Raw genomic sequence first — 25,235 nt, forward strand, 5'->3', positions numbered from 1 at the left:
CGGCAGGTCGAGGGCTTTCTTCACCAGCGTCGGGTTGGTGGTGCAGTCGACCGGGCGCAGGCGCTTGATGGCGTCGTAATCGCCGGTATCGGCGACGACGACGGACAGTTCACGCAGCTGCGCGAGCTTGGATGCAGTGCTCATGAGGTGCTCCGGATCAGGCGGGGGTGTCGCCATCATCGATGGCGGCGATGACAGCGGCGGTGTCCTGGTCGAAGGTCGGCGCGGCGAATGGCTGCGGGCCGGGGGTGCGACCAAACACGATGGGACGGGTGATGCCGCGGTAGCTGCCCAGCAGGGGGTGCTGCAGCGTGGTGATCATTTCTTCGGCCAGCACCTGCGGGTGCTCGAACATGTCCTCGACCTTGCGCGCGGCCGCGCACGGTACTTCTTCGCCGAACAGCGCTTCCCATTCCAGCGCACTGCGTGCAGCCAGTGCTGCATGCAGCTTGGCCAGCAGTTCGTCGGAATGCTCGGCGCGCTTGCGCACGGTGTCGTAGCGCGGATCGCTGCCCATTGCCGGCAGGCCGATCTTGTCGCACAACGCCTGCCAGAAGCGCGGCGTGTTGGCCGAGATGTAGAGATGGCCCTGCGCGGTCGGGTGGATGCCGGTAACACCGCCCGAGCGCATGTCGCGGCCCACGCCTTCGGGCTCGCCTTCGGCCCAGATCATCCGTGCCGACTGCATGGTCAGCGCACTGCGCAGCAGCGACACGCCCACGTACTGGCCTTCGCCACTGCGTTCACGTTCGAACAATGCCGAGGACACGCCGGCAGCGACCAGCGCGGCGGCGTAGTAGTCGACCACCGAGCCGTACAGGATTTCCGGCGCGCCGCCGGGCTTGCCCTGCATGGCGCACATGCCGGTCATGGTCTGCAGCACCTGGTCGTAGCCGGCCTTGTCCTTGAGCGGACCGTCCTCGCCGTAACCGGTGACCGCGCAGTACACCAGGCGCGGGTTGATCTTGTTCAGGCTGTCGAAATCGATGCCCAGGCGGGCCGGCACGCTGGGGCGGAAGTTGTGCACCAGCACGTCGGCCTCGCGCACCAGGCGCATCAGCACTGCACGCTGGTCGGCTTCCTTCAGGTCCAGCACCACGCCGCGCTTGGAGCGGTTCACGCCGAGGAAGGCGCGGCTCTCGGCCTCCAGCGTGGACGGGTATTTGCGCAGGTTGTCGCCAACCGGCGGTTCCACCTTGATCACTTCCGCGCCCTGGTCGGCCAGCAGGGTGCAGCCGTACGGCCCGGCGATATAGGCGCTCAGGTCCAGCACGCGCACGCCGCTGAGCGGGCCACGGGCACCATCACGCTGGGCGATGTCGAACGGAGATGGGTTGTTGCTTGCTGACATTGGCTGCACTCGAATCCTTGATTGCAGTTTCCTCCCGGTGGATGGGAAGAAACATATCGTGCGGGTATTTTCAGCGAGGACAAAAAGCAGGTATCGCGGTGTCATCGCCTTCAAAACCACCGCTGCCTTCACAGTTTCTGGTGACAGTCAGCGGTGACAGGCTTAGTGCGGGGCCAGCGACAGCCAGCTCAGGCGCCAGACGTCGTGCTCGCGGCCACCACAGCGGTAATACGGCTCGAACACCAGCGGCGCGCGGCATTCCAGCTGCATCGTCACCGGCGCGCCTTCACCTTCGTCCTGGCCTACCTGCAGCCAGCGCGAGGGATCCCCTTCCGGCAGCTTCACCGTTTCATCGGTCTTGAAGCCATCGATCAGCGTGGTGGCATAGACCAGCGGGCCGTAGCTCAAGCCAACGTATTCCCAGCGCAGCACTTCCTGCGCCACCGGCGAGCCGTCCGGTGCACGCGATTCCTGCACGTTGATGTTGGCTGCGCGGTGCAGCTGCGGCTGCATCGGCAGCTTCACGCTGACCAGATCGCCGGCCTGCCACTGGCGCTGCAGCTGCACGTAACCATCCGTGCCAACCTGCACCGGCACGTTGATGCCGTTGACCTGGATGCGGGCGTCCTCGGCCCAGGCCGGGATGCGCAGGCCGATGCCGAAGCTGGCGCTGTGCTCGGGCGTCACCCGCAGGCTGATCTCACCATTGAATGGATAGCGGGTCTGCTGCTGCAGCACCACCTTGCCGGCTTCCGCGTGATGAAGCGTGGCTTCACCGGCGCCGTACAGGTTCACCCGCAGGCCACCATCGGCGGCAACGCCATAGGCGACCTGCGGCAGCTCTTCCACCGCCATCGCGCCGGACGACTTGCAGCAACGCCAATACGTCGTATGCACGCGCTTGCCGTTGGGGAAGGTGTAGTAACACCAGTCCTCGCCGTTCGGTGCCATCGCTGCCAGCAGGTCGTTGTAAGCGGTGCGTTCCAGTTCATCGGCGTAACGCGCGTGGCCGCTGATGGCCAGCAGCTCGCGGTTGAGCTGCATCCATGCCAGCACCGAGCAGGTTTCCACATAGGCCTGCGGGAAGAAGGTGCGCGGTGCGTTGAACACCTCGCGCGAGCGATGGGCGACGCCGCCCCACGGGCCGCCGCCCAGGGTCAGGTGCTGCTCGCGGATGTTGCTCCACAGATTGTCGATGGCCAGCTTGTAATCGGCCTTGCCGGTGGCCTTGTACAGCTTGGCCAGTCCAACAAGATTCCACGACAGCTGGTAAGCCTTGCCGGTGGCGATGAAGGCGGCGTCTTCGTTGGCGATGCCCTTGTCGAGCAGGGCCAGGCGCGGATTGGCGTTGGCTTGCTGCAGGATCTTTTCGGCCAGCGCCAGATAGCGCGGCTCACCGGTGACCAGGTACAGGTCGGCGGCCGGGTCCAGCAGTACCGTCGCCGACATGCCGTGATGGTTGCCCAGCGTGGTGATGTCGATGCCCGATTCCAGCGCCTGCCAGCACAGGTCGGCGATGCGCCGCGCGGCCTGCAGGTAGCTGTCATCGCCCAGCGCACGCCAGGTTTCGAGGAAGCCGAGGATCAGGTAGCTGTGGGTCCAGATGTCCCAGGTGCGCAGCGCCGGCTCGCCGTTCCAGCTCTCGGGCTTGGGCGGCTGCGGCACGGTGAAACGGCGGTCGGCGGCGTAGTTGCCGAGATAGCCGTCTTCATCCTGCTGGCTGATCAGCCAATCGGCGACGCGGCGCAGGTTGGCTTCCAGTTCGGGCTGGTTGCCCTGTGCGACTGCGCGGGCGGTGGCTGACAGCCACTTGCCAGCGTGTTCGCCATACCAGTCACCTTCCTGGTTCTGCTGCTTGTGTGCCTGGCCGAAGATGCTGATCGAGGGGCTGGCTTCATCGACGATGAAGTGGCTCAGGCGGCCGCTGCGGTTGGCCGCCAGCATCTGCCCGAACACGCCGTCGAGCTTTACCGCCGCCGGCGCGATCAGCTGCTGGCCGCTGGTGATGGCCGCACTCATGCCGCGTCCACCACGCAGCGGAAGCCGAGCATGCCGCTGCGGTCCTTGGCCGGTGCCATCAGCAGGTACTTGCCGTGCTGGTCCAGGCGGTAGGCCTGCGGGAAATACCAATGCGAGGTCTGCGGCTGGTAGCTGGAACCACCGCGCAGGATCGCCGCACGGGTGTGCTCGTCGCTGAACTCATCGGTCCACTGCCACACGTTGCCGACCAGATCTTCGACGCCGAACGGGCTGGCGCCCTGCGGATGCGCATCGACATCGGCCGGGGCCAGCAGGCGGCGGCCACGGTTGACCTGCGGCGCACGGCTCTGGTCCCAATCGTTGCCCCACGGATAGGTGCGGCCATCGTTGCCCTGCGCGGCGTACTGCCACTCCCATTCGTGCGGCAGACGCTTACCGGCCCACGCAGCGTAGGCACGCGCGTCTTCCAGTGACACCCAGATCACCGGCTTGTTGTCCCAGCCGGCGCGGGGTGCGCCATCCACCCAATGGGCGAGGAAGTTGATGTCATCGGCCGGGTGATAGCCGGTGGCATCGATGAAGGCCTTGAACTGCGCATTGGTGACCGGATGGCGATCGATATGGAACGCCTGCATCTGCATCAGCTTGCGGTGATGGCGACGCGGGCAGTCTTCCCACGGGAACTGCACGTCCTGGCCGGCCCAGTTGAAGCCTTCGATCTCGACACCGCCAACGGCGAACACGAACTCGCCAGCCGGGATGGTGACCATGCCCGTCGGTGCTGCAGCCTGCGCGGTGGTGGCGGGAATCTCGCGCAGCTGCTGCGGGATTGCCTTCCATGCGCCGGAGAAACTGTTGAGCGGCTGCCCGGCGCGCTTCGCAGCTTCGATCAGGAACGCATCAAGGCCTTCAACGGCAACGCCCGGCTGCACGCTCAGCACCGCACCAAAGCCACGCGCTTCCATCGGCAGCTCGATGATGGCCACGCCATCACGCACGGCCGGTGACAGCTCAACGCCATGCCAGACATCGTAGTAACGGGTGCCGTCCACATGCGGCAAGCCGATCTGCTCACCATTGACCGCGTACTCATTGCGGTTGATCAAGGTGTGCAGGCTCAGGCCGTCGACCGGGAACTTGCTGGCGAAGATGCCGCCCTGGTAGCAGACCTGGTAGGGCTCCCAGTCCATGGCCACGATCAGCGCCGGGAACTGGCGATAGATGGCGGCGATGCGGCGCAGGGTTTCACCATCACGCGCGGTGAACTGGTTCCAGATGCCCCAGATGTTTTCCCAGGCGTTGTAGCCGATGCCGTTGAAGAAGCAGTACTGCAGGTCGTGGTTGCGGTTGCGGCCCCAGCGATTCTCGTAGTTGACCATGTGGCGCGGCTCCAGCCACTTCCACTTGGACACCGGCGGCACCGGGCCATCGGGTGCCTTCTTGCCCCAGCTCTGCACGTTCCAGATCAGCTGCTCTTCCGAGCTGATGGTGGACTCGGGCTGCACCACCACCGGGTTGCCGTTGGCATCGCAGGCATCGAAGAATGCACGCGGCACGCCGTTGAAGGTGTCGCCGTTGATGCCGTCGGCACCGGTGGCCTTGATGATCTCGGCCAGCCCGTCCCAATGCGTCACGCCCGGGTCACGGGTGCCGTGGTCCCACGGCTTGGCGGGCAGGAACACGCGCACGCCGCGCTTCTGGAATGCCTTCACCGCGGCGGTCAAACCTTCCAGGCCGCCCGGCAGCGTATGCGCCAGATCGAACTGGTTGCGGTCGTCGATGCCGATGTTCGGGTAGATGTACCAGATCAATACCGAGTCCAGGCCGCCGAAGCGTTCGATCAGATCGTCCAGGTACTTGTCGACGGTGTACTGCGCGGTTTCCACGTCGAAGAAATAGCGGTCCTCGACCATCATCTGCGCGTGCACGAAGTTGCGCTGCGCCCACTGCAGTTCGGGGCGACGGTAGTTCACGTCGGTATAGCCGATGCGCACCAGGTGTTCCTGGCGCCAGTCCTTCAGCTCGGTCAACCAGTCGGCGGCGCTGGCATTGGCATCGATCATCCAGCTGCCGATGTCGGCGAACGGCCACGCAGGTGCCTTGCCCGGCGTCGGCAGGTAGCGGCCGGTGGTGACGTGCGAGAACTTGTACTCGGTGTGGATCGCCTCACGCCCGTGATCGGGGGAATCGGTGTCGTAATCGGGGGCGGGGTAGGGGGAGGTCATGGCAGTCATCCAACAAAAACGGGGGGAGGCGTAACGGTTACAGCGCGCACCACGCCGCGAGTGCGGCATGGGCATCGGTGCCGGGCAGGCGGCTGGCGTCGGCCAGCAATGCCTGTACTTCGGCGTGTTCGGGAATACTGGATTGTGCACCCAGGCGCGTGCAGGCCAGTGCCGAGGCGGCGCTGGCAGCCAGCAGGGCCTGCTGCAGTGGCTCACCGCGGGCGAGCAGGGCGACCAGGGTGCCGCAGAAGGTGTCGCCGGCAGCCGTGGTATCGAGTGGCGAGATCGAGAACGCTGGCTGCACCAGGATCTGCCCATCAATGCGCGCCAGGCTACCGCGCGCGCCGAGAGTGACGATCACGCAGGGAACGTCGAGCCGTGCCAGGCCGGTGGCCAGGTCCGGCGGGTTGCCGGCAACCACGGCCAACTCGCCTTCGTTGACGATCAGCACGTCCAGCTGTGCCAGCAGTTCGGCCGGCAACACCTGCGCGGGTGCTGCGTTCAAGGCGACTTTCACCCCGGCGGCGCGGGCGGCGGTGGCATAGGCCTGTACCGAGGCCAGTGGCGATTCCAGCTGCAACAGCAGCCATTGCACGCCATCCAGTGCTGGCAGGTGTTCGGGCAGCAGTGCCATGTTGGCGCCGGGGGCGACGGTGATCGCGTTCTCGGCATCATCGGACAGGCAGATGAAGGCGGTACCGGTCGGCAGCTGCGCATCGCGCACGGCATGCAGCAGCACGCCAGCGTCGTTCAACGAGGCTTCAATTGGCTTGGCGAAGTCATCGGCACCTAGGGCAAGCAGCATCTGCGTGGCAGCGCCACCGGCACGCGCGCAAGCCACGGCCTGGTTTGCACCCTTGCCACCGGGGAAGGTACGGAATTCGCGGCCGAGCACGGTTTCACCCGGTGCTGGCACATGCGCCGCGCGCACCACGAAATCGAGATTGGCCGAGCCGGCGACAAGAACGGTGGAACTCATGGAATGGCCTGGTAAACGAGGTTGTAGAAACGTGTGGACGGTGAAGCAAGTGCCTTGTCACCGCTGGGCAGGTATTGCATCAGCAGGATGGCCACCAGCTTCTCCTTGCGGTCGATGGTGAAGTACGTGGACGCCGCACCGGACCAGCCGAACTGACCGACGCTGCCGAGCTTGCCGCGGTACGCCGGGTTGGTGATGACATAGCCGCCCAGCCCAAAACCTTCGCCCGTGCCATAGCTGCTGATGGCTGGCTCGAAGCCACCGAGCTGGTCGCTCATCATCAGTTCGACGGTCTTGCGCGCGAGCAGCTGCTGCTTCCCGCTGCGGCCATCATCGAGCAGCATGTGGGCGAACTTCAGGTAGTCGGCAGCGGTGGAATACAGGCCGCCGGCACCGCTGTCGTAGCCCTTCAGACGCACGCCCGGATTGCGCGCGCTGAGCGTGTCGGCCACGCGCAGGCTGCCATCGTCGTTGCTGGTTGGCAGTTCGACCACGCGACCACGCTGCGCCAGCGGCACTTCAAAACCGGTGTCGTGCATCGCCAGCGGGCTGAAGATGCGTTGTTGCAGGAACTGCGCGAACGGTTGCCCGCTGACCACTTCGACCACGCGTGCCAGCAGCTCGGTGTTGCTGCCTTCGTAATGGAAGTGGGTGCCGGGCGCATCGGCCAAGGGCAGCGTGGACAAGCGGCGTGCAACGTCCTGCAGCGAGGTCGCGCTGTCGACATCGGCCGCGGTCAACAGCTTGGTCGCCACCCGGTGCGTGTCCGACGCCGCCGCGAAGCCGCTGGTATGGGTGAGCAGATGGCGCAGGGTGATCGCACGCGGTGCATCTTCGGTCTGCGGATGCTGCAGGTCGCCGCCGGTCACCACGGTGCGGTCGGCGAACTCGGGAAGGTAGCGGGCCAGCGGATCGTCCAGCGACAGCTTGCCTTCCTCCAGCAACATCAGCACGGCAACCGAGGTCACCGGCTTGGTCATCGAATAGATGCGGAAGATGCTGTCGGCCTGCAGTGGCCGGTGGCCAGCACTGTCGGCGTGGCCGTAGTACTGCTGGAACACGATGCGGCCATCGTGCTCCACCAGCGCCACCGCGCCCGGAAACTGGCCCGGTGCGGTGCTGGCCTGCAGGAAACCATCCAGCCGCTGCCAGCGGTCTCCAGCGTGCAGCAGCGGCGCGGACAGGCACAACAGGAGTGCGGCGCCAAGGCGCAGCCAGCGGCGGCTGCGCGGTGTTGCGATGGTTTGATGCATGGCGTGCACTCCTGCGCTCATCAGCGGAACGTATACGAATAGCTCAGCGACACCACGCGACCGCGACCGGCCCAGTAGTTCTGCCAGCCATCGCCCTGCGAGCCGCTGAGGATGTAGTACTTGTTGAACAGGTTGTCCACGCCCAGCGAGAACGTACCGAAGCGCCCCGAATCATAGTTCACGCCCAGATCCCACAGCGTGTAGCCGTTGATCTTTTCGTCGTAGTCGTACTCTTCGCCGTCGTATTCGCGCACTGCCGAGCCGGTGAGGTGGCGATCGCGCAACATGCTGGCACCGAGGGTGGCGTCGAGGTTGGGCAATGCCTTCCACACCAACGCGACGTTGATCTTGTCCGGCGTCGCATCGAAGATGCCCAGCGGCTTCTTCATCGGGCCTGCGTCATAGCGGCCCTGCGGGTCCGGGCCCCAGAACGAGGTGTAGCCGCGCAGGTGCGTGTACAGGCCGGTGATCTTGAAGGTGTCGGTGAAGCGGAATTCGCCAGTGAGCTCGATGCCTTTGATGTCGGTGGGCGCGCGGGTCATGATGAAGTCGCTGGTCAGCGGGTCCACTTCCAGTGATGCGCCGAAGTCGGAGGTGGAGTGGTACCAGCTGCCACTCAGCGCACCGCGCGAACCACGCCAGTTGAAGCCGATGTCGATGTTGTCGACGATGATCGCCTGCAGGTCGAGGATGCCGGCCACGGTCTGGCCCGGATAATTCACGTTGCGCAGCGGGATGCCGATGTCGGGCAGGGTGAAGCCCTTGCTGTAGGCACTGAACAGGGAGAACTCATCGGTGACGCGCCAGATCGCGCCGATGTTGGGCAGGTTGGCGGTGTAGTCCAGGGTGCCGCCTTCGACGAAGGAATTGTTGCGGTAGGCGACGGTGGTATAGCTGTCGATGTCGAGCTCACCGTTCTCGCGACGGAAGCCGCCGCTGACCGTGACCGGGCCGATATCCCAGGACAGCTGCGCATACGGGGCAACGCTCCGGTAATCCATCGGCGGCACCCAGACGCGGTCGGTCATCACCAGTCGCTGCTCGGCGACGTCCTGCACGAAGTCCACGCCGGTATGCAGCTCCAATCCGTCCACGCCAAAGATGCTGGGGCGCGTCCACGAGGTACGCAGGCCCTTCTTGCGTGACTGGATCTCGGACTGGTCGAAGATGCGGTCGGCATCATCGGCCGGTGCCGGCTTCACCAGCTGGCGGTCGGCGCCGTTCTCCGGCAAGAACCGCATGCCCTGCTTGGCCTGGTAACCGACCAGGTCGAGCGTGCCGCCGTAGAAATCGCTGTGGGTGTACTGCAGGCTGTACTGGATGAACTTGTTGAGCGCATCGCGCTGGCCGTCGATGTGGCCCTTGATCGAGGTATTCGGTACTGGCGTGTCGCAGGGCGGCCAGTCGTTCGGGCCCTTGCAGCCGACCAGCTGGATGTAATCGCCGTTGCCGCCGATGTTGAAGTTGCTGTACGTGGCCTGCAGGCGCTGTTCGCCGTCCTCGCCGAAGTTGTAGCCGCCCTTCATGTACAGGTTGCGCGACTGCGAATCGGCCAGCGAGCCACTGGAATTCATGCCGATGCTGCGGTTCTTGGCGTCATAGGCCATGCCGCGCTCCAGCTGCGAGACGCTGGCCAGGAAGTCGTAGTTGTCCTGCTTGATCGCGTGGCTCAGGCCCAGCTTCCAGCCGACGCTGTCGTCGTTGAACTGGGTCTGGTAGCGCGCATTGATGGTGGTCTCGCTGCCGATCTGTTCCGGCACCTTGGAGATGTAGTTGATCACGCCACCGGTAGCGCCGATGCCCTCTGCAGCGGACGGACCGTTGATCACTTCGATGCGGCCGATCACGCCCATGTCGGTGAAGGTGCCGTTGCGGGTGCCTTCGCGCAGTGGTGAGCCTTGCGGGATGCTGTCGAACAGGCGCAGCGGAATGCGCCCACGCAGCGACTCACCGGAGTTGGTCATCGCCTGCGAGGATTCGGCATAGCCGGGAATGGTGCGTGCCAGAACCGCGGTGTTGTCCTCGGTGATGATCAGCGACTGCTTGATCTCTTCCGGGGTGATGATGGTGATGGCGCCGGGAATCTTGTCCACTGCCTTGGGCGCACGCACGCCGGTGACGATGACCCGGTCGAGCTCGGTGGCCTTTTTATCCTGCGCGCGCTTGTCGGCGCTGCGGCTGTCTTCTTCGTTTGCTGCCTGCATCTGCTGGGCCTGCACGCTGCTGCTGATCGCAGCGGCCAGGACCAGAACCCCCAACGCTACCGGTACCTTCTTCATGTTGTTTATCTCGTTTTTGTTTTAGATAAGACGTGCATGAACTGCTGCCGCGGACTGCGGCATTCCGATACTTCTGTTGGCTGCTGCATCCCTCCCGACGCAACTCCCCGACAACAGCAGCCTAGGCGTGCACAGGAGGGCATTGAAGGCGGGGGGCCTTGCTTCAGACGTGAGGTTTTGTTGCTTGAAGCAAGCTGTGGTTTTTTCTTGCGGCGCAACAAGAAAGGTTTTCTTGTTGCCGCTGGGCATCGTTTTTGTGGGAGCGGCGTAAGCCGCGAAGCAGGCCACCGTTCCTGTGACGAAATATCTGCAATTGCAGGATGCGCGGGCGCGGATGCTTCTCCAGCTTCGCGGCTTACGCCGCTCCCACAAACAACAAACATCAAACAAAAAAACGGCGCCACAGTTGCCTGTGGCGCCGTCTTCAAACTGCAGTCATCAGAACTTGATGGTGTGCGACAGCGACACCATCCGGCCGCGGCCGGAGAAGTAGTTCTGCCAGCCCGGCAGCTGCGACCAGGTCAACACGTACTGCTTGTCGAACAGGTTTTCGATGCCCAGCGACAGCTGGCCGAAGCGGCCGGTGTCGTAGTTCACGCTGAGGTCCCACAGCGCGTAGCCATAGGTGTTCTCTTCGTTGACGTAGACATCGCCGTTGGCCGGATTGGTGAAGGTCTCACGCAGGTCGCGGCTGAAGGTCTTGCTCACGCCCAGGGTGGCGTTGAGGGTATCGGTCGGGGTCCAGGTCAGCGAGGCATTCACCTTGTCCGGCGAGATGTCCAGGATGCCCATTTCCTTCTTCAGGCCCGAGCCCGGGTAGTACTGGGTCTGGCCACGGATACGCGAGTACAGGAAGGTGGCCTTCCAGTGCTGGTTGAACGTCCAGGCGCTGTTGAGCTCGAAGCCTTCGATCTCGACCGGCGAACGGGTCAGGATGAAGTCGTCGGTTGCCTTGTCCACGGTCAGGGTGGAGCCGAAGTCCGAGGTGGAGCGGTAAACCGACGCACCCACCTGGCCCTTGGCACCGCGCCAGTTGAAGCCGATTTCCTTGTTCTCGGTGATCAGCGGCTGCAGGTCGGTGATGCAGGACACGGCCTTGCACGGGCTGCTGGCCTGGATGTTGCGCAGCGGGATGCCGACGTTGGCGATGCCGAAGCCTTCGGAGTACGAAGCGAACACCGACCAGGCATCGTTGATGCGCCAGATCGCGCCGAAGTTGGGCATGGTGGCCTTGTAGTCCAGCTTGCCGCCCTGCACCGGGGTGTGGTCACGGAAGGCGACCGTGGTGTAGCTGTCGATCTCCAGCTCGCCGTCTTCGCGGCGCACGCCGGCGTCCAGCGTCACCGGGCCGATGTCCCAGCTCAGCTGCGCGTACGGCGCCATGCTGGTGTACTTCATCGGCGGCACCCACAGGCGGTTGGTCAGCGCCAGGCGCTGTTCGGCGGTGTCTTCCACCAGGTCCAGGCCGGCACGCAGGCGCAGGCCTTCGACCTTGAACAGGTCGCTGTAGGCGTAGCCGAAGCGCAGGCCCTTCTTCTCGCTGTTGATTTCCGACTGGTCCCAGATGCGGTCGGCATCATCGGTCGGGGCCGGCTTGGTCAGCTGGCGGTCGTCGCCGTTCTCCGGCACGTAACGCATGGCCTGCTCAGCCCAGTAGGCATCAACGCTCAGGTCGCCGCCGAAGAAATCGGCATTGGTGTACTTCACCGCGAACTGCTCGAAATCGTTGAACTCGGCCAGCGAGCCAGCGATGGAGCCCTTCTCGGCGGTGTTGGTGGTCGGGTTCGGGCACTCCACTGGATCGAAGCGGCAACCTTCCACCGGGATGTAGTTGTGCTTGCCGCCGATGTGGAAGTTGCTGTAGCTGGCCTGGATGCGCTGCATCTGGTCTTCGCCGAAGTTGTAGCCGCCCTTCACGAAGAGGTTCTTGCTGTACGAATCGGACAGCGAACCGGAGGTGTTCAGGCCGACGCGGCGGCCGTCGCCGTCATAGGCGATGCCACGGTCGATGTAAGCGCCGCTGATCACGAAGTCGGTCGCATCGCCACGGAAGGTGTGGGTGACGCCGATCTTGGACTGGTCGCTGTTGTCCTTGAACTGGGTGCCGTAGCGGGTGCTGATGATGGTCTGGTGGCCATCCACTTCCGGGTTCTTGGACAGGTAGTTGATCACGCCACCGGCGCCACCAATGCCTTCGGCGGCGGACGGGCCATTGATGACCTCGATGCGGCCGATCACGCCCATGTCGGTGAAGGTGCCGTTGCGGTTGCCTTCGCGCAGCGGCGAGCCCTGCGGCACGCCGTCGAACAGGCGCAGCGCGATGCGACCACGCAGGGTCTCACCGGAGTTGCTCATCGCCTGCGAGGATTCGGAGTAGCCCGGTACCATGCGTGCGAGCACGGCGGTGGCGTCTTCGGTCAGGTTGAGGGTGCGCTGCACCTGCTCCTGGGTCACCAGGGTGACGGCGCCGGGGACCTTCTCGATGGCGACCGGGGTGCGGCTGCCGGTGACGATCACCTGGTCCAGGTTGGTGGCGGCGTCGCCGGCGTCTTGTGCAAAGGCCGGGCTCATCGCGCTGGCGAGCAGCACGGCGCTGATGGCGGCCGAAAGTGGCTTGATCATGTTGTTCTCTCCCCCAGGTTTGAATGTGTGACGCGACCGGCCTGGGAGCCGGCAGAGCCAGAATGCGACGGGGACTAGCGCCCCTTTGATCCTGCCGTTTGCTGTTTTCGGTCCCCGACCAGGCGGGCACCGGACGCAACTCCGACGTTGGGCGAAGCCTAGGCGGCGCCCCGGCGCGATAGAAGCGCACCTGTGTATGTTCAAAGCCTAGGGTTTGTTGCGATTGGCCTTTGCATCGGTAGTGCCGAGCCATGCTCGGCAGGGGCTTTGCCGGGACGTATCCGGCAGACGTGTCCCATGTAGGAGCGGCGTAAGCCGCGAAGCCACCGCAAAATCAGAAGCGGAAGGGCTGACTCCTCCTCAACCCTCGGGAGCTGTAGTGCCGAGCCATGCTCGGCAGAGGCTCAACCGGTAACGCTCCAGCCGAGCATGGCTTGGCACTACAGGGGATCTACGGGTAATGCCCTTGCCGAGCATGGCTCGGCACTACACGTGAACTTCGTTCAGTCCGTCGGCTGCAGCAAAGCCGTGCGCGCCTCGTCCAGCAGCACATTGACCTGGCGCAGGCGCACCGAGGAGCGCGACCAGACCATGCCGATGCGGCGCGGCTCGCTGGGCTCGGGCAGGGGAATGCGCACCACCGAAATGCCTTCCGGCCACGGCTTGGCCCAATCCGGCACCAGCGACACGCCCAGGCCGCGATCAACCATAACCGCGATCGCATTGAGCGCATTCAGCTCGAACCGTTCGCGCGGCACGATGCCGGCCTTGCGCAGGTATTCATCGGCCTGGCGGCCGCCCCATTCATGGCGGTCGTAGCGGATCAGTGGTTCCTCGCGCAGCAGCTGGTGCGGATCGGCACCGGCCATGCGCGCCGGCGCCAGCACCACCAGCGGCTCTTCACGCAGCAGCTGCCAGTCGCAGGTCTTGGGCAGCGAGAACGGTGCCTGCAGCACCATCGCCGCATCCAGGTCACCCGATTCCACCGCGCCATAGAGGTCGGCCGAGTAACCGGGTTTGATGAAGACGTTGATCTCGGGGAACTTGGCCACCATCCGCGCCAGGATGTCCGGCACCAGCCCGCCCAGCGCGGTAGGGCAGGCGCCCAGCCGCAGTTCGCCGGCCATGCCGCTTTCGTTGGCGACGCTGCGCAGGTCGGCCACGCCACGCAGCAGGTCGCGCGCCCGCTGCAGGATGCGCGCACCTTCCTCGGTGACGCTGACGGTGCGGCCGGCGCGGGCGATCAGCGGCGCGCCCAGCTCGCGTTCCAGCGTGCGGATCTGCTGGGCGACGGCGGCCGGGGTGATGTGCAGCAGGCGTGCGGCCGCGGCCATGGAGCCACGGTCGACCACGGTGACAAAGGTATTGAGGAACTGGGTTTCCACGCGATTAGACCTCTCAGCTGCGCGCCAAACTACACCAGCAGGCGCGGCGGCGCGATCCGACCAACGTCATGGTCGTTGCTGAAGCTGGCTTCACGCCGCCGCGGAACCGGCCCGCAGCGGCGTGCCGACCGGTCTTCACACCGCGTCCTGCTTGTAGATGGTCAGGCCCTTCAGCGAACGGCTCGGGGCCGGGAAGAACAGGCTGGCCAGATAGCCGATCACGATGCACAGGAAGATCGAGATGGCCAGGTAGAAGTACGGATGGACCAGGTTGAACCACCATGCGACGAAGGTCAGCACGATGCTGGCGGCCACGCCGATCGCCACGCCGGCGGAGTTGGCGCGGCGGGTGAACATGCCCAGTGTATAGGCACCGGCAAAGCCGCCGCCGAGCAGGCCAGCCAGTTCGATCGACACGTCGAACAGCGAGTGGATGTCGTAGCGGGTCATGATCAGCGCCAGGCCGATCGCGGTCAGGCCGACCAGCACCGTGGAGATCTCGGCGAACAGCACGCTCTTGCGTGGGGTCGGGTTCTTGGCGATGCGCTCGTAGAAGTCGACCGAGATCAACGTGGCGACGCTGTTCATGATGCTCGACAAGGTGGCCATTGCCGCGGAGAACACGCCGGCGATGATCAGGCCGGTGACGCCAGGCGGCAGTTCGGCGGCGATGAACAAGGGGAAGGTCGCATCGATCGGCAGCAGCGGGTCAAGGCGCTGCGGGTTGTTCTTGTAGAACACCCACAAGGCGGTACCGATGCCGTAGAAGATGAAGCCGCCCGGGATCATGATCGCAGCGAACGCCCAGATCGAACGGCCAGCTTCCTTGTCCGACTTGGTGGCCAGGGTGCGCTGCATCAGCACCTGGTCCTTGGGGAAGGTCAGCACCACGTCGAACACGACCAGGAAGATGAAGCCCCACACCGTGGCCTTGGTCAGGTCGAAGCTGAAATCGAACAGCTTGGTCTTGTCTTCCATCGCCGCGGTGGCCACGAATTCACCGAAGCCGCCCTTCAGCGTCCACACGATAAAGAGGATGGCGAAGATCGCGCCGCCCATCTTCACGATCACCTGCACGAAGTCGGTCCAGATCACCGCCTTCATGCCGCCCATCGCGGTGTAGAGGATGGTGAACACGCCCATCATCATGATGCTCCACACCACGCTGATGCCGGTGATGGTGGCGATGGCCAGCGCCGGCAGGAACAGCACCACGCTCATGCGCGCACCGATCTGCATGACGATGCACAGCGCGCTGGCGAGCATGCGGATGGCCGGATGGAAGCGGGTTTCCAGATAGGAGAACACGCTCATCAAATCCAGGCGGCGCAGCAGCGGCACGATCCACACCGCCACGAACATCAGCCCCAGCACTGCGATCAGGTTGTTGGTCAGGTACTGCCAGTTGGTCTCGAAGGCCTTGGCCGGAATGGCGATGAAGCTGATCGAGCTGGTGTTGGTGGCGTACAAGCTCACGCCCGCGGCCCAGAACGGAATGCTGCGGCCACCGACGAAGAAGTCGGCGGTGCTGGCGCGCTTCTCACGGAAGTAGAAGTAGGCGCCCATGCCCAGCATCGCGCCGAGGTAGATGACGATCACCGCCCAGTCCATCCAGCCCAGCAGGTGCTTGCCGCTCTGCAGTTCAAAGGTGTGCAGGCTGCCATCGGCATTCGCCCAGGCCAGGCCATTGCCCCAGCTGGCGCTGGCCAGTGGTGCGTTGGCATCGGTATCGGCCAGGTCGGCCCAGGCGCTGGTGATGGTGTGGAAGGTACGCGCGTGGCTGCTGCCAACCGCGTCGGTCACCTGCATCAACAAGTGCGCCTGGCCGAGTGCACGCAGCGAACCCGGGACAACGTCGCCACCGATGGCGGGCAGCTCATGCCAGCCCTTCTCTGCGTTCCAGCGCAGCAGTTGCTGCGCACCGTTGTTGCCGACCACCGCGTACAACGCGCCTTTCTGCGCCTGCAGGGCGACAACCGCGGCAGCGCCCGGCCAGATCGGCTGCGGCTGCCACTGCGTGGCGTCGGTCGGTTTTTTGTACAGCTGGGTCACGCCGCTATCGTCGACACCGGCCACAAACAGGGCACCATCCAGGGCGGCTGCATGCGCATTGCCCAGTGGTGTTGGCAGTGCCAGCGACTGGCCCTTGCCGAGGCTTTCGCCCTTGAGCGTGAGCTGCTGCAGCTGATTGCTGTGGTTCGCATCCGGGCCGGTCAGCACCCAGGTTTTGTCGCCGCTGCGGACGATGTCCTGTACGACCTCGTTGCTGATGCCGGTGGCGGCCGTCCACGCCTTGCCGTTCTTGTCGAGCAGCCAGGCCTTGTCGCCGGAGCGGGCCAGCAGGCGGCCATCGACATCCAGCAACTGCTGCACCGGCGCGGCCTCCGGCAGGGCTGGCAGCGAGCCGGGCTTCACTGCATTCAAACTCTCGTCGGCGGCCGCCGTGCCGGCCAACGCCAGCAAGGTGGTGACGACGAGCAGACGGAAGCCGAGCGAGAAGCGGTGCGACAGCGCGGCGAGCGCGGTGGCCATGGGCGTGGGCATGGATGGAATCCCGGTAATGAACGGCGTGGCGGCGAACCGCCAGGTGGAAAGATCAGGCGCGCAGGGCGCCGGCGAGCAGGGCTTCGGCCCGGCGCAGGTAGGGCACATCGATCATGCGTCCCTCGAACAGGAACGCACCGCGGCCCAGATCGCTGGCCGCCTGCGCGGCGGCAACAATACGCCGTGCTTCGTCCAGTTCGGCCTCGGCCACGCTGAAGATCACATTGGCCTGGCCCACCTGGCGCGGATGGATGCAGCTCTTGCCGATATAGCCCAACTGCTGCGCGAGCATGGCCTCGGTACGGAAGCCCTCGGCATCGGCCACATCCGGCCAAGCCCCATCACAGGCGAACACGCCCGCTTCGGTGGCGGCCATTTTCACCGCGAACAGCACTGCATGCACATTGGCCGGCGTGCGGGCGATGCCATTGGGCGCGAACAGATCGCCCAGGCCCAACTGCAGGCCGGCGACGCGCGGATGCGCGCCAGCCAATTCAGCGGCCAGACGCAGGCCGCGCGGGGTTTCGATGTTCAGCAGCAGACCGATCGGGCGGTTGACGCCATTGGCGGCCTCGGCGCGTTCCAGCGCAACGACCACCTGCCGCACCTGCGCGGCCGATTCTACCTTGGGGATATTGAGCAGCCACAGGCCGGGCACCGCCATCGCAGCCAGATCGGCGGCGAAATGCGGGCTGTCGGTGGCGTTGGTGCGCACGATCAGCAGCTTGTTGCTGGCAAGCACGTCGGCACGGGCGAGGAAGCTGGCGATGGCCGCACGCGCCGCCTGTTTGCCAGCCTCGGGGACGGAATCCTCCAGATCGAAGGACAGGGCATCGGCCGCACTGGCCAAGGCCTTGTCGAACAGTTCCGGACGTGCACCGGGCACAAACAGCTTGCTACGCATGGCTTCCCCTCACTTTGAGAGGCAGTCTGCGCGAATCGGAACGCTGAAAAAGTGTATTCCCCGACATTCACCCGATAGGTTTTGTTGTGGTTTGCGGGGTTTGGCGGGTGGGGAGAAAGACTCAGCAAGGCATCCAAGCGCGGGCTGTCCCTTCCCCCGCCCGCGGGGGAAGGTGCCCGAAGAGCCTGCCCCCGCGAAGGCGGGGGGCGGAAGGGGGGCGCTTTTGACCTTGCCTCAGTTGCGGGGAGACAAGCCGCAGCGACGGGAGAGCCAAAGCCAAAGCCAAAGCCAAAGCCAAAGCACCCCTCCCCAACCCTCCCCTTGGCCTGCGGCCAAAGGGAGGGAGCAGGCTGCTGCGGCACCCGGCCATGCCAGGCCGCAAGCAACACCGCAGAACCCCAGCGCCGCCCCCTCTCCCGCTTGCGGGGGAGGGAGCCCGAAGGGCGGGTGAGGGTGCTTGGGGCACTTCGCGAGCCGCCTGCCTGCAAGCAACGCCAAAGCGTCCCAGGTTCTTGGCACAACAGTGGGAGCTGGTCGTTGCTCCTCTCGGTCAATGTTGCGGGAACTCTCGCCAGCGGCGCAGCTAACTGAATGAGTTCATGATCAAAACCCCGTCGGCCGCTTGGTCAGGACATGAGCGCAGCGGTGGGCTCAATGGGAAACGCCTCATAAGTCCGGCTTTGGCTATGCAGGCTGCGAACCGCGTTCTGCGTGCCAATAGGTTCAATGCCCCGCTTGCGCAACGTGTCGGTCAAATCGGCGAGCAGTGCCTCACGATGAAGGACGAAGTTCGATGCGAAGCAACGCCAGAAGTGCCAACCTGCACGCTCCAACACGCGCTGACGCCGCATATCGTGCTCCCATTGGTCTGGCCCGTGATATCTGTCGCCATCACACTCCACTGCCAAACGCGCGTCCCGTTCACCCTCCACGACAAGATCGATGCGGTAGCTGCCGACCTTCACCTGCGGCTGCACGCGATAACCGCGCTCAACCAGTGCATCAAACACTTCCCGCTCGAAGGGCGACTCACACAACTGGCGCAGGTCGCTCACTTCCTCTTCGTTCTGGGTGTAGGGGGTCTGGAAGTGCTGTATCAGACTGCTTCGTAGCTTATCGGTCTTGCTGAGTTCGTCCTGGGTGATGCTGCGCACCAGATACATCCGGTCGCGGGCGCGTGAGGCTGCGACGTTATAGCGTTGGCGGAACATATCTTGCGACGAGGCTTGAGCACGGCCGGAATCAACCATGGACAGGAACACGATATCGCGCTCCTTGCCCTGGAAAGTACGGGCATCGCCGAAAGCCATCTGGTGGCGCTGGACCGCGTCCTCTCCGAGCTCCTTTACGACGAGGCTCCAGACCAGTTGGGCTTGTTCACTACCTAGCAGCGACACAACGCCGATGCTCCGGCGGCTCATGCTCTGGTCGCCAACGATCTTTCGTATCTCTTCCAGAATGAAGAGCGCTTCACCCTGATTGGTCTTGCCGTTGCCGCGTTGCCCGTCGATGACATACACGTCGATCAACGGTGGATCCATGCGCTCAGAGGCAAGCGGCATGCGCAACGGCCGCAACTCGTGGTTGTAGAACTCGCGTTTGGAGTATTCGATGATCGGACCAACGCAGCGGAAGTGCTCGCGCAGCATGATTTGGCCTTGCGCAAATACCACTTTGAACAAGTCGTAGATGGATTTATCCGGCGACATCTGCGGCCGATACAGGCCCACCTGCTTGCCCAGGAACTGTCCCATCAGACTTCGGATCTTCTCTTCCTCCAGTCCAACGCCTTCCGGCGAAACCTGCTGGTCATCGCCGACGATCAACACCTTCTTTGCACGCAATAGCGCTGGCATTGCGCTCAAATCGGACTGCGAGGCCTCATCGATGATGACCAGGTCAAATTCTCCCAGTGCAACGGGCAATGATTCACTGATCCGATAGTGCGGCATGATCCAGCAAGGAATGGCGGGACTAGCCTGTGCGGCTGCATCGCGTGCATCCTTTCGGTAGCGCGGCGCGCGAACGCCGGTGCCGCGGCCAATGCGCGAGATCGCAACGCGGTAGGCTTCCAGCGCAGATCGAACCATCGGTGTCGCCTTCTCGGCCATTTTCAGCCAAGTGCGTGTTGTTACCGCTTTCTGATAAAGCCGGGACAGGTCTTTCTCCAGCTCATTGCGTTGCTGCGACAACAATGCCAGCTCGGCCCTGCCATCCATGGATTCGACCAAGGTGAGTAGGCGGCGATAGCGCCAGAGTTCTTTCCAATTGTCGGGAAGCTGAGGGTCTTGTGCTGCTGTTGCCAGGTCGGTTCGTAGCTGCTGCGCCCACTTCGGCGCACCTGATGCTTCAATTTTTGCGGTCGCATCTTGCACGCATTGCAGCTGTGGCCTTTTGCTGTGCTGACGGCGCAGTTCCGTCATCAGTGTGGTCCACTCGGCCATCAACTCGGTCTCTATCACCGCGCTATCGCCCAGCCGATTGTTCAAGAAAGCACCGATCGCATCAACAATCTCTCCCTCGGCGTCGCTCAGGGCTTCAGTAAAGCGATTCTTTACCTTCCAAGTGTCGGCCAGCCTGTTGCGGGTTAGATTCTTATCAAGAATCTCCAGTGCTTGCTGCATATGCTCGCGGTCGTATGGCCTCTTACCCGCCTCCTGCCACGTTGGTAATAGCGCCTGGAGCAGATCTGCGACTGCTTTTTCTTCCCGCAGCAGATGTTGCAGCTTATCCAACGCCAACAGGTAATCGCTGCCTTGCACGATCAGTGCCTGCGGAGTGATGAAGCTGGGTAGACCCAGCTCCAGCGCCAAAGCATCCCAGCGCACAACCATCGCACTGCAGCTCTGCAGGAAGCGCAGGTACTGCAGCACGTGAGCCCAATCACCTTCTCCTTCAGGCACCTTTCCAACCAGCTGGATCTTTTCGATCAGCTTCTTCTCAGCCGACTTGCCGAACAGGCCAGCCAAACCAAACGGCTTTTTGCCCTGCGCGAGGTTGTCAATTGCCTCGATCACTTCTGGGTTGTTCGCCAGCCCCTCAGGCGCGGTCACCGGACGCGCGACAAACTGCGTGCGGTAGGCGAGCAAATCACGAATCTCGATGCGGATCGCGGAGAGAAGCTTGAGCAGCGCATCCTGTGGATCGGCTTGACGTATCCGCCGTTCCAATAGCTTCAGCCAGTCATGGCCTACGTCATCCACCCATTCGCGGCTCTCACGCAGCCCGAAAACACGGGTATGCAGCAGGATCGCCTCGTCCAGCGTGGTCTGCTCTGCATCTCGCAATGGCGGCAACGCGGCGCTGCTCACCTGCGCATTCAATTCCACCAAGCGTCCCAGGTCCAAGTGCACCTGCTGCAGCTTTGTTGGCTCCGGGAACGCATCCAGCGCAGGCAGGCGCTGCTGCAGCAACGACAGATCCTCAGCCAAGGCCATGCGTGCATTGCGTAGCGCAACGATGTCAGCATCTCCGAACTGCGGGCGATGTTCGGCTGCAATGGTCAGGGGGTCGGAGATCCAGGCGGCTTCAACCGGGTGTAGGGCAACCTCCTTTGCGATTTCCAGCGGTTGCAACGCATCGCCGTCCAACGAAATGGGCTCCAGATTCTTCTTTGCCCACTGCCCGATCTGGTACTCGGTCTTTGCTATTTGTCCATGCTGGCGATCAATATCCAATTCGTACTGATCGATCTGCGTGCGCATCTCCTGCTTGTTGATGCGGCTGACTTCAGCAGCAATATGCCGGATGGCGTGTTCAAACTGCTTCATTCCATCGGCTTCACTGCTGAGCAGGCTGATTGCCAGCGGACGAATCTCAGCCGGCAGCTTCTCCTGCAGCACTGCCAATGCGGGATCCTTCATCGATGTGACCAGTACACGCTTGCCCAAAGCCAGGTAGTGCGAAATGACATTGGCGATGGTGTGGGTCTTACCGGTTCCCGGGGGGCCCTGCACGACGACGCCGTCCTGATGGTCCAGCATGTGCACGATCTGCACCTGCTCATCGTTGTAGGGCATCGGGAAGAACAGATCTTTGGCCTTGGCCGAGGTACCAGCCTGACGGTCGATATTGGACAGCCCACGGTAGTTGGCCGGTGCTGGCTCACGAATCTGCTGCGATGGATCGGCGAGCAGTGCCAATGTGGCCGGAGAGAGTGTGTCCAGATCTACCCCCGTTTCCACCAAGGCCTCAAAGCGCTCCAGGTCCTGCACGAACAGGTTGGACGTGCGTGGTCGCACAAACAGTACCCAGGTGTCGGTCACCAACAGGTGCTCGCCGGCTTTCGGTAGCTGCCGATCTTCGGGCGTAGTGTGCGATGGCCAGTACGCTCCTTTGCTGTCCAGTAGTGACGAGGCGGCTTTCAGGACCGGCTCGAAGGTACTGGGTACGAATGGGTTGACCTGTCCGTCGCCGGCTTTGAAGTGTTCCTTGCCCAGGCGAGCAACCTCGGCCACTCCCGGATTGTCCAACGCGGTATAAACATCCAGCTCCAGGCGTGCATCCAGCGAGCGGGGGCGCACTTCTATAGCGTGGCTGTGCTCGTCAATGGATAGCTCCACCAGCTGTGAAATCAACGGATAGCTCAGCTTTCCGTCCGGCAGGTCCCATACGGCAAGGCCCACACCCAGCACCAGTTCCAGCGGGGAATCTACGAGGTTGCCCTGCAACATCTGGTAGCTGGCAAACAGGTCTGCGTACTTCGAAATGGTCTTGCGAACTTCCTTCTCCCGCTCGGCCCAGGGCTGCCAAACGTGCGTGATATAGGTTTTCAGTTCGCTATGCAGCTGCTCTTTGATCGACAGCGCGGCAACAGCCACTGTCTGCTCGGGCTTTTCGCCTTCCGCCAAGGCCGGTGCTTCGATCCCAAGGGTGATGAGCTGCGTGCGGGAGACATGCGACGCCAGCCCCGGTTCTTTGGCGGGGGTGTTGGACTGGGTGACAAGTGCAGCCAGCAGCGGCGTCTGCGGGGCAGGCGGCTTGCTTTCGTGCAGGCGCTCTACCCGCAGCCAGGTGTCTTCGTCCGACGTACCGGTGTCAAAGTGAATTCCAGGAAGTCCACGCAACTCGTGTTCGTAGGCTTTGAAGCTGTTGTGCTGCTCCACCTGACGACTTGGTTTGCCCTTCAGGTATGCCGTCTGTCGCACATACTCCAACAGGCCTTTGAAGCGCTCAATGATGTGGGGATCCGTCATACGCTTAGGCGCCTGCTGGTTGAGAGGAGGGGGGAGCTGGGCGGGCTCGAGTTTCGGCGAAGCATCCATTGCCGCTTCAAGACCGATATCTGGTGAGTAGGCCTCTGGGATACTTGGCGCCTGCAGCAGGGTCGGCTTCTTCTGCGCTTTGAGAAAAACATTAAGCTTGCGCTTCAGCTGCTGGGCAGCCGGTCGGTCGCGATGCCTGAGCTCGTGGGCCAAGGCCTTCAGCGTTGGCAGATCCTGCTGCGTTGCCGCGATATCAAATAGCGCGGCCAGTTCCTGCGTGCTGTTGTTGAAAAAGGGTCTTAAGCTCATGGATTCCCGTGCCATGTCCGTTGCCTGTCCCTGAAACTGAGGGCATTGCGACCACTCGTATAGGGTTCAGTAACTCGTGCTTCCTGCAGGTGTGAATTCTAGCCCGAATTGGGACATGACCCGGCATTTGCTCACAGCGCTTTCAGTAATTTCGGTGGTCGGCACCGCGAACTCCCTGATTCCTCTTCAACCACGTCCCGTTCAACTGGGTGGGAAGAAGGCAAGACTGTGCCTTTCCATTGTTGAAGGGCGATAGGCCTGGATCTTGGTGCGAAGGAAGATTGAGCGACCACTGCCGCCCAAACAAGACTTGGCGCTGGAATCTCCAACGCCGAGTCTTGGCTCGCGATTAGTTCAACACAAAGGCTGATCCTGCCAGGCGAGATGAATCTCCTAAGTGGCGATTGCAGAGGAGCCCTTGCTCATGGCCGTCTGAATAAGCGCCATTAGCAGCTCAGCGCGCTGGGCGTAGAAAGCTTCGAAATCGTCACCACGTAAACTGGCGCTTGGAATGCCATGGCTTTGAAGAACCGCATCCATCTCGGCATCACCGAGCTGCACTTGCTTATCCTGCTGCAGGGCGCTGAGGTAGTGCGATGGCGCTGCACCACCAATCTTGCGATTGGCGCGATAGGAAATCGCGGTCTTGTTGATGATGGAGTCGTACACCTTGGCTTCGATGCCCTGCTTGATGCACCATTCGCGGGGGAAGATGTGGTGGATGTCCAGTGCTACTTCGTCGGCATCCAGTTCGCGGATGGTGGACTTCCAGTAGAAATCCTTGGCACCTGCGCGCTGGACCAGAACATTGACCCCTTTGTAGGCCGCGCTCTGGCGGCTGCGCAGGGACTTGAGCCGGTCGGCCTGGAAGTTTGCATCCTGTACGGTGCGCGGGACCTGGCTGTCGTCATCCAGCCAAGCCAATACATCTTCAACATCGTTGGCGACGCGGGTCTCCACCGCGCCGCCGTAGAGCTCACCCAGCACGCCGCACCAATACCAGGAGGCCAGCTTCTGGTAGATGCGCGGCTCGCGCCAGCGGTTTGGTCCGAGCTCGGCCATGACCGCTGCCAACGGCGCCAACTGGGTGCGATAGGGAAGGTCGCGGGTCTGCCTGACGCATTCATCGCGCAGGAACCTTGCGGCCTGGATGAAGCCGCCTTCCAGTGCGTCTGCGCGTTGCTTGTAGGCTTCCAACGGCAGCTCCAGCACGGCGGAGCGCTTTGCACTTACCGGTGCGATGCTCTTGCCCTGCTTGTTGGCGGCAATGTCTTCGCGGCGGCGCTGCAAGGTGTGCAACAAGGTGATCGACTGCAGGAAGTCGGTGTTCTGCACCGTTTCAAGCAGTGCTTCGGCATTCTTCATGCGCTTGTAGCGCGACAGCGTCTTGCGTTGTGCGCTGCCGTACCAGTCATCACGCAGGTTGTAGCCGTCGGCGGCGTAGCTGGCGGTGACCAGTTCAAACACCGACAACGGAACGCCGCCGGTGTTGACCTTCTCGAACACCAGGCACACCGCTTCCTTGCTGGTTTCCTTCTTCAGCACGATCAACGGCAACTGGTATTCGTTGTAGGCATCGAGCACGGCCTTCTTGAACTCGAAGAACTGTGCAACCGCCGCCGGGTTGTGCTGGTACAGATCCTGCAGCCAAGTCATCGGGTCGAGGATGGCCGAGCAGGGGAAGTACAGGTGCTGGCATTCCAGTTCGCGGCTGGATAGGTCCAGATCCAGCTTGCGCTTGAACTCACTGCGCTGCTGGCGGGTCTCATCGGTGGCGATGATGGCATCGTCCAGGCGGTCCGGGCCTTCCAAGGCGGTTGGGATATGGATGTAGTAGAAGCGCTGTACGTCACGCCCCTTCTCGTTGCGGGTCTGCACCGGGCCATCGAGTCTCAGCACCTGGGTGAGCGTGGTCAGGCGTTGCTGGCCGTCCAGGATCAGCTGCTCGGGTGCAAGCAGCCCCTGTTCTGGCACGTTCTCCACCGGGCGTACCTGGAAGCGTACATTTCCGCCGGTTTCCAGCAGCATCACTGCGCCCACCGGGAACGAGCGGCCAAGGCTGACCAGCAGGCTACGGACATGCTCGTCATCCCAGACCCAGCCACGCTGGAAATCCGGCAGCTGGATCTTGCCCTGGACGATGTCTTTGAGCAGTTCCTTGAGCGGCAGTTTGGTGCTGTCGAATGTAGTCATGGTTGGC

At 63.2% G+C, this 25,235-nt stretch carries 13 protein-coding genes; all 13 read right to left on the minus strand.

Going from position 1 to position 25,235, the window contains the following annotated elements:
• The coding region (locus tag AC1VWL_RS04740; protein WP_482985969.1) for a transaldolase family protein at positions 1–144 on the minus strand (144 nt) is incomplete at its 3' end.
• A 13-nt stretch (positions 145–157) separates the two neighbouring features.
• Positions 158–1,351 (minus strand): CaiB/BaiF CoA transferase family protein, encoded by a 1,194-nt coding sequence (locus tag AC1VWL_RS04745; RefSeq protein WP_482985928.1) that lies wholly within the window; start codon positions 1,349–1,351, stop codon positions 158–160.
• A gap of 162 nt (positions 1,352–1,513) precedes the next feature.
• Complete coding sequence (locus AC1VWL_RS04750) at positions 1,514–3,370, minus strand: glycoside hydrolase family 127 protein (protein WP_482985929.1); 1,857 nt, start codon at positions 3,368–3,370, stop codon at positions 1,514–1,516.
• Complete coding sequence (locus tag AC1VWL_RS04755) at positions 3,367–5,556, minus strand: formylglycine-generating enzyme family protein (RefSeq protein WP_482985930.1); 2,190 nt, start codon at positions 5,554–5,556, stop codon at positions 3,367–3,369. Before AC1VWL_RS04755 ends, AC1VWL_RS04750 begins: the two co-directional genes overlap by 4 nt.
• A 37-nt stretch (positions 5,557–5,593) precedes the next feature.
• The gene (locus AC1VWL_RS04760; RefSeq protein WP_482985931.1) at positions 5,594–6,535 is read right to left on the minus strand and encodes a ribokinase; all 942 of its coding nucleotides are present in this window, start codon (positions 6,533–6,535) and stop codon (positions 5,594–5,596) included.
• Positions 6,532–7,788: a serine hydrolase domain-containing protein gene (locus AC1VWL_RS04765; RefSeq protein WP_482985932.1), complete on the minus strand. Its 1,257-nt coding sequence runs from the start codon at positions 7,786–7,788 to the stop codon at positions 6,532–6,534. The genes AC1VWL_RS04760 and AC1VWL_RS04765 overlap by 4 nt, the downstream gene beginning before the upstream one ends.
• 20 nt (positions 7,789–7,808) lie before the next feature.
• Positions 7,809–10,067, minus strand: a complete 2,259-nt coding sequence (locus AC1VWL_RS04770; RefSeq protein ID WP_481615449.1) for a TonB-dependent receptor — start codon at positions 10,065–10,067, stop codon at positions 7,809–7,811.
• A gap of 438 nt (positions 10,068–10,505) precedes the next feature.
• Positions 10,506–12,689: a TonB-dependent receptor gene (locus AC1VWL_RS04775; protein ID WP_282267477.1), complete on the minus strand. Its 2,184-nt coding sequence runs from the start codon at positions 12,687–12,689 to the stop codon at positions 10,506–10,508.
• Positions 12,690–13,192: 503 nt separating this feature from the next.
• Positions 13,193–14,074 carry a LysR family transcriptional regulator gene (locus tag AC1VWL_RS04780; protein ID WP_296250076.1) on the minus strand — a complete coding sequence of 294 codons (882 nt, stop codon included), beginning with the start codon at positions 14,072–14,074 and terminating at the stop codon, positions 13,193–13,195.
• A 135-nt stretch (positions 14,075–14,209) separates the two neighbouring features.
• On the minus strand, positions 14,210–16,618 hold the full coding sequence (locus AC1VWL_RS04785; RefSeq protein WP_482985933.1) for a sodium:solute symporter family transporter: 2,409 nt from the start codon (positions 16,616–16,618) through the stop codon (positions 14,210–14,212).
• Between the two features lie 52 nt (positions 16,619–16,670).
• Positions 16,671–17,522 (minus strand): HpcH/HpaI aldolase/citrate lyase family protein, encoded by an 852-nt coding sequence (locus AC1VWL_RS04790; protein WP_482985934.1) that lies wholly within the window; start codon positions 17,520–17,522, stop codon positions 16,671–16,673.
• Positions 17,523–18,148: 626 nt separating this feature from the next.
• Positions 18,149–23,050 (minus strand): AAA domain-containing protein, encoded by a 4,902-nt coding sequence (locus tag AC1VWL_RS04795; protein ID WP_482985935.1) that lies wholly within the window; start codon positions 23,048–23,050, stop codon positions 18,149–18,151.
• Between the two features lie 378 nt (positions 23,051–23,428).
• A complete protein-coding gene (locus tag AC1VWL_RS04800; protein ID WP_482985936.1) occupies positions 23,429–25,228 on the minus strand; it encodes a GmrSD restriction endonuclease domain-containing protein in 1,800 nt (599 codons plus the stop codon).
• Positions 25,229–25,235 lie beyond the last annotated feature (7 nt).

The sequence above is a fragment of the Stenotrophomonas sp. STEN063 genome (assembly GCF_056854515.1).

What these genes read in the sequence shown, in the direction of transcription:
- AC1VWL_RS04755 (WP_482985930.1), bottom strand. Translation starts at nt 5,556, where the DNA reads ATGACCTCCCCCTACCCCGCCCCCGATTACGACACCGATTCCCCCGAT.
- AC1VWL_RS04745 (WP_482985928.1), bottom strand. Translation starts at nt 1,351, where the DNA reads ATGTCAGCAAGCAACAACCCATCTCCGTTCGACATCGCCCAGCGTGAT.
- AC1VWL_RS04765 (WP_482985932.1), bottom strand. Translation starts at nt 7,788, where the DNA reads ATGCATCAAACCATCGCAACACCGCGCAGCCGCCGCTGGCTGCGCCTT.
- AC1VWL_RS04785 (WP_482985933.1), bottom strand. Translation starts at nt 16,618, where the DNA reads ATGCCCACGCCCATGGCCACCGCGCTCGCCGCGCTGTCGCACCGCTTC.
- AC1VWL_RS04770 (WP_481615449.1), bottom strand. Translation starts at nt 10,067, where the DNA reads ATGAAGAAGGTACCGGTAGCGTTGGGGGTTCTGGTCCTGGCCGCTGCG.
- AC1VWL_RS04750 (WP_482985929.1), bottom strand. Translation starts at nt 3,370, where the DNA reads ATGAGTGCGGCCATCACCAGCGGCCAGCAGCTGATCGCGCCGGCGGCG.
- AC1VWL_RS04775 (WP_282267477.1), bottom strand. Translation starts at nt 12,689, where the DNA reads ATGATCAAGCCACTTTCGGCCGCCATCAGCGCCGTGCTGCTCGCCAGC.
- AC1VWL_RS04790 (WP_482985934.1), bottom strand. Translation starts at nt 17,522, where the DNA reads ATGCGTAGCAAGCTGTTTGTGCCCGGTGCACGTCCGGAACTGTTCGAC.
- AC1VWL_RS04760 (WP_482985931.1), bottom strand. Translation starts at nt 6,535, where the DNA reads ATGAGTTCCACCGTTCTTGTCGCCGGCTCGGCCAATCTCGATTTCGTG.
- AC1VWL_RS04795 (WP_482985935.1), bottom strand. Translation starts at nt 23,050, where the DNA reads ATGGCACGGGAATCCATGAGCTTAAGACCCTTTTTCAACAACAGCACG.
- AC1VWL_RS04800 (WP_482985936.1), bottom strand. Translation starts at nt 25,228, where the DNA reads ATGACTACATTCGACAGCACCAAACTGCCGCTCAAGGAACTGCTCAAA.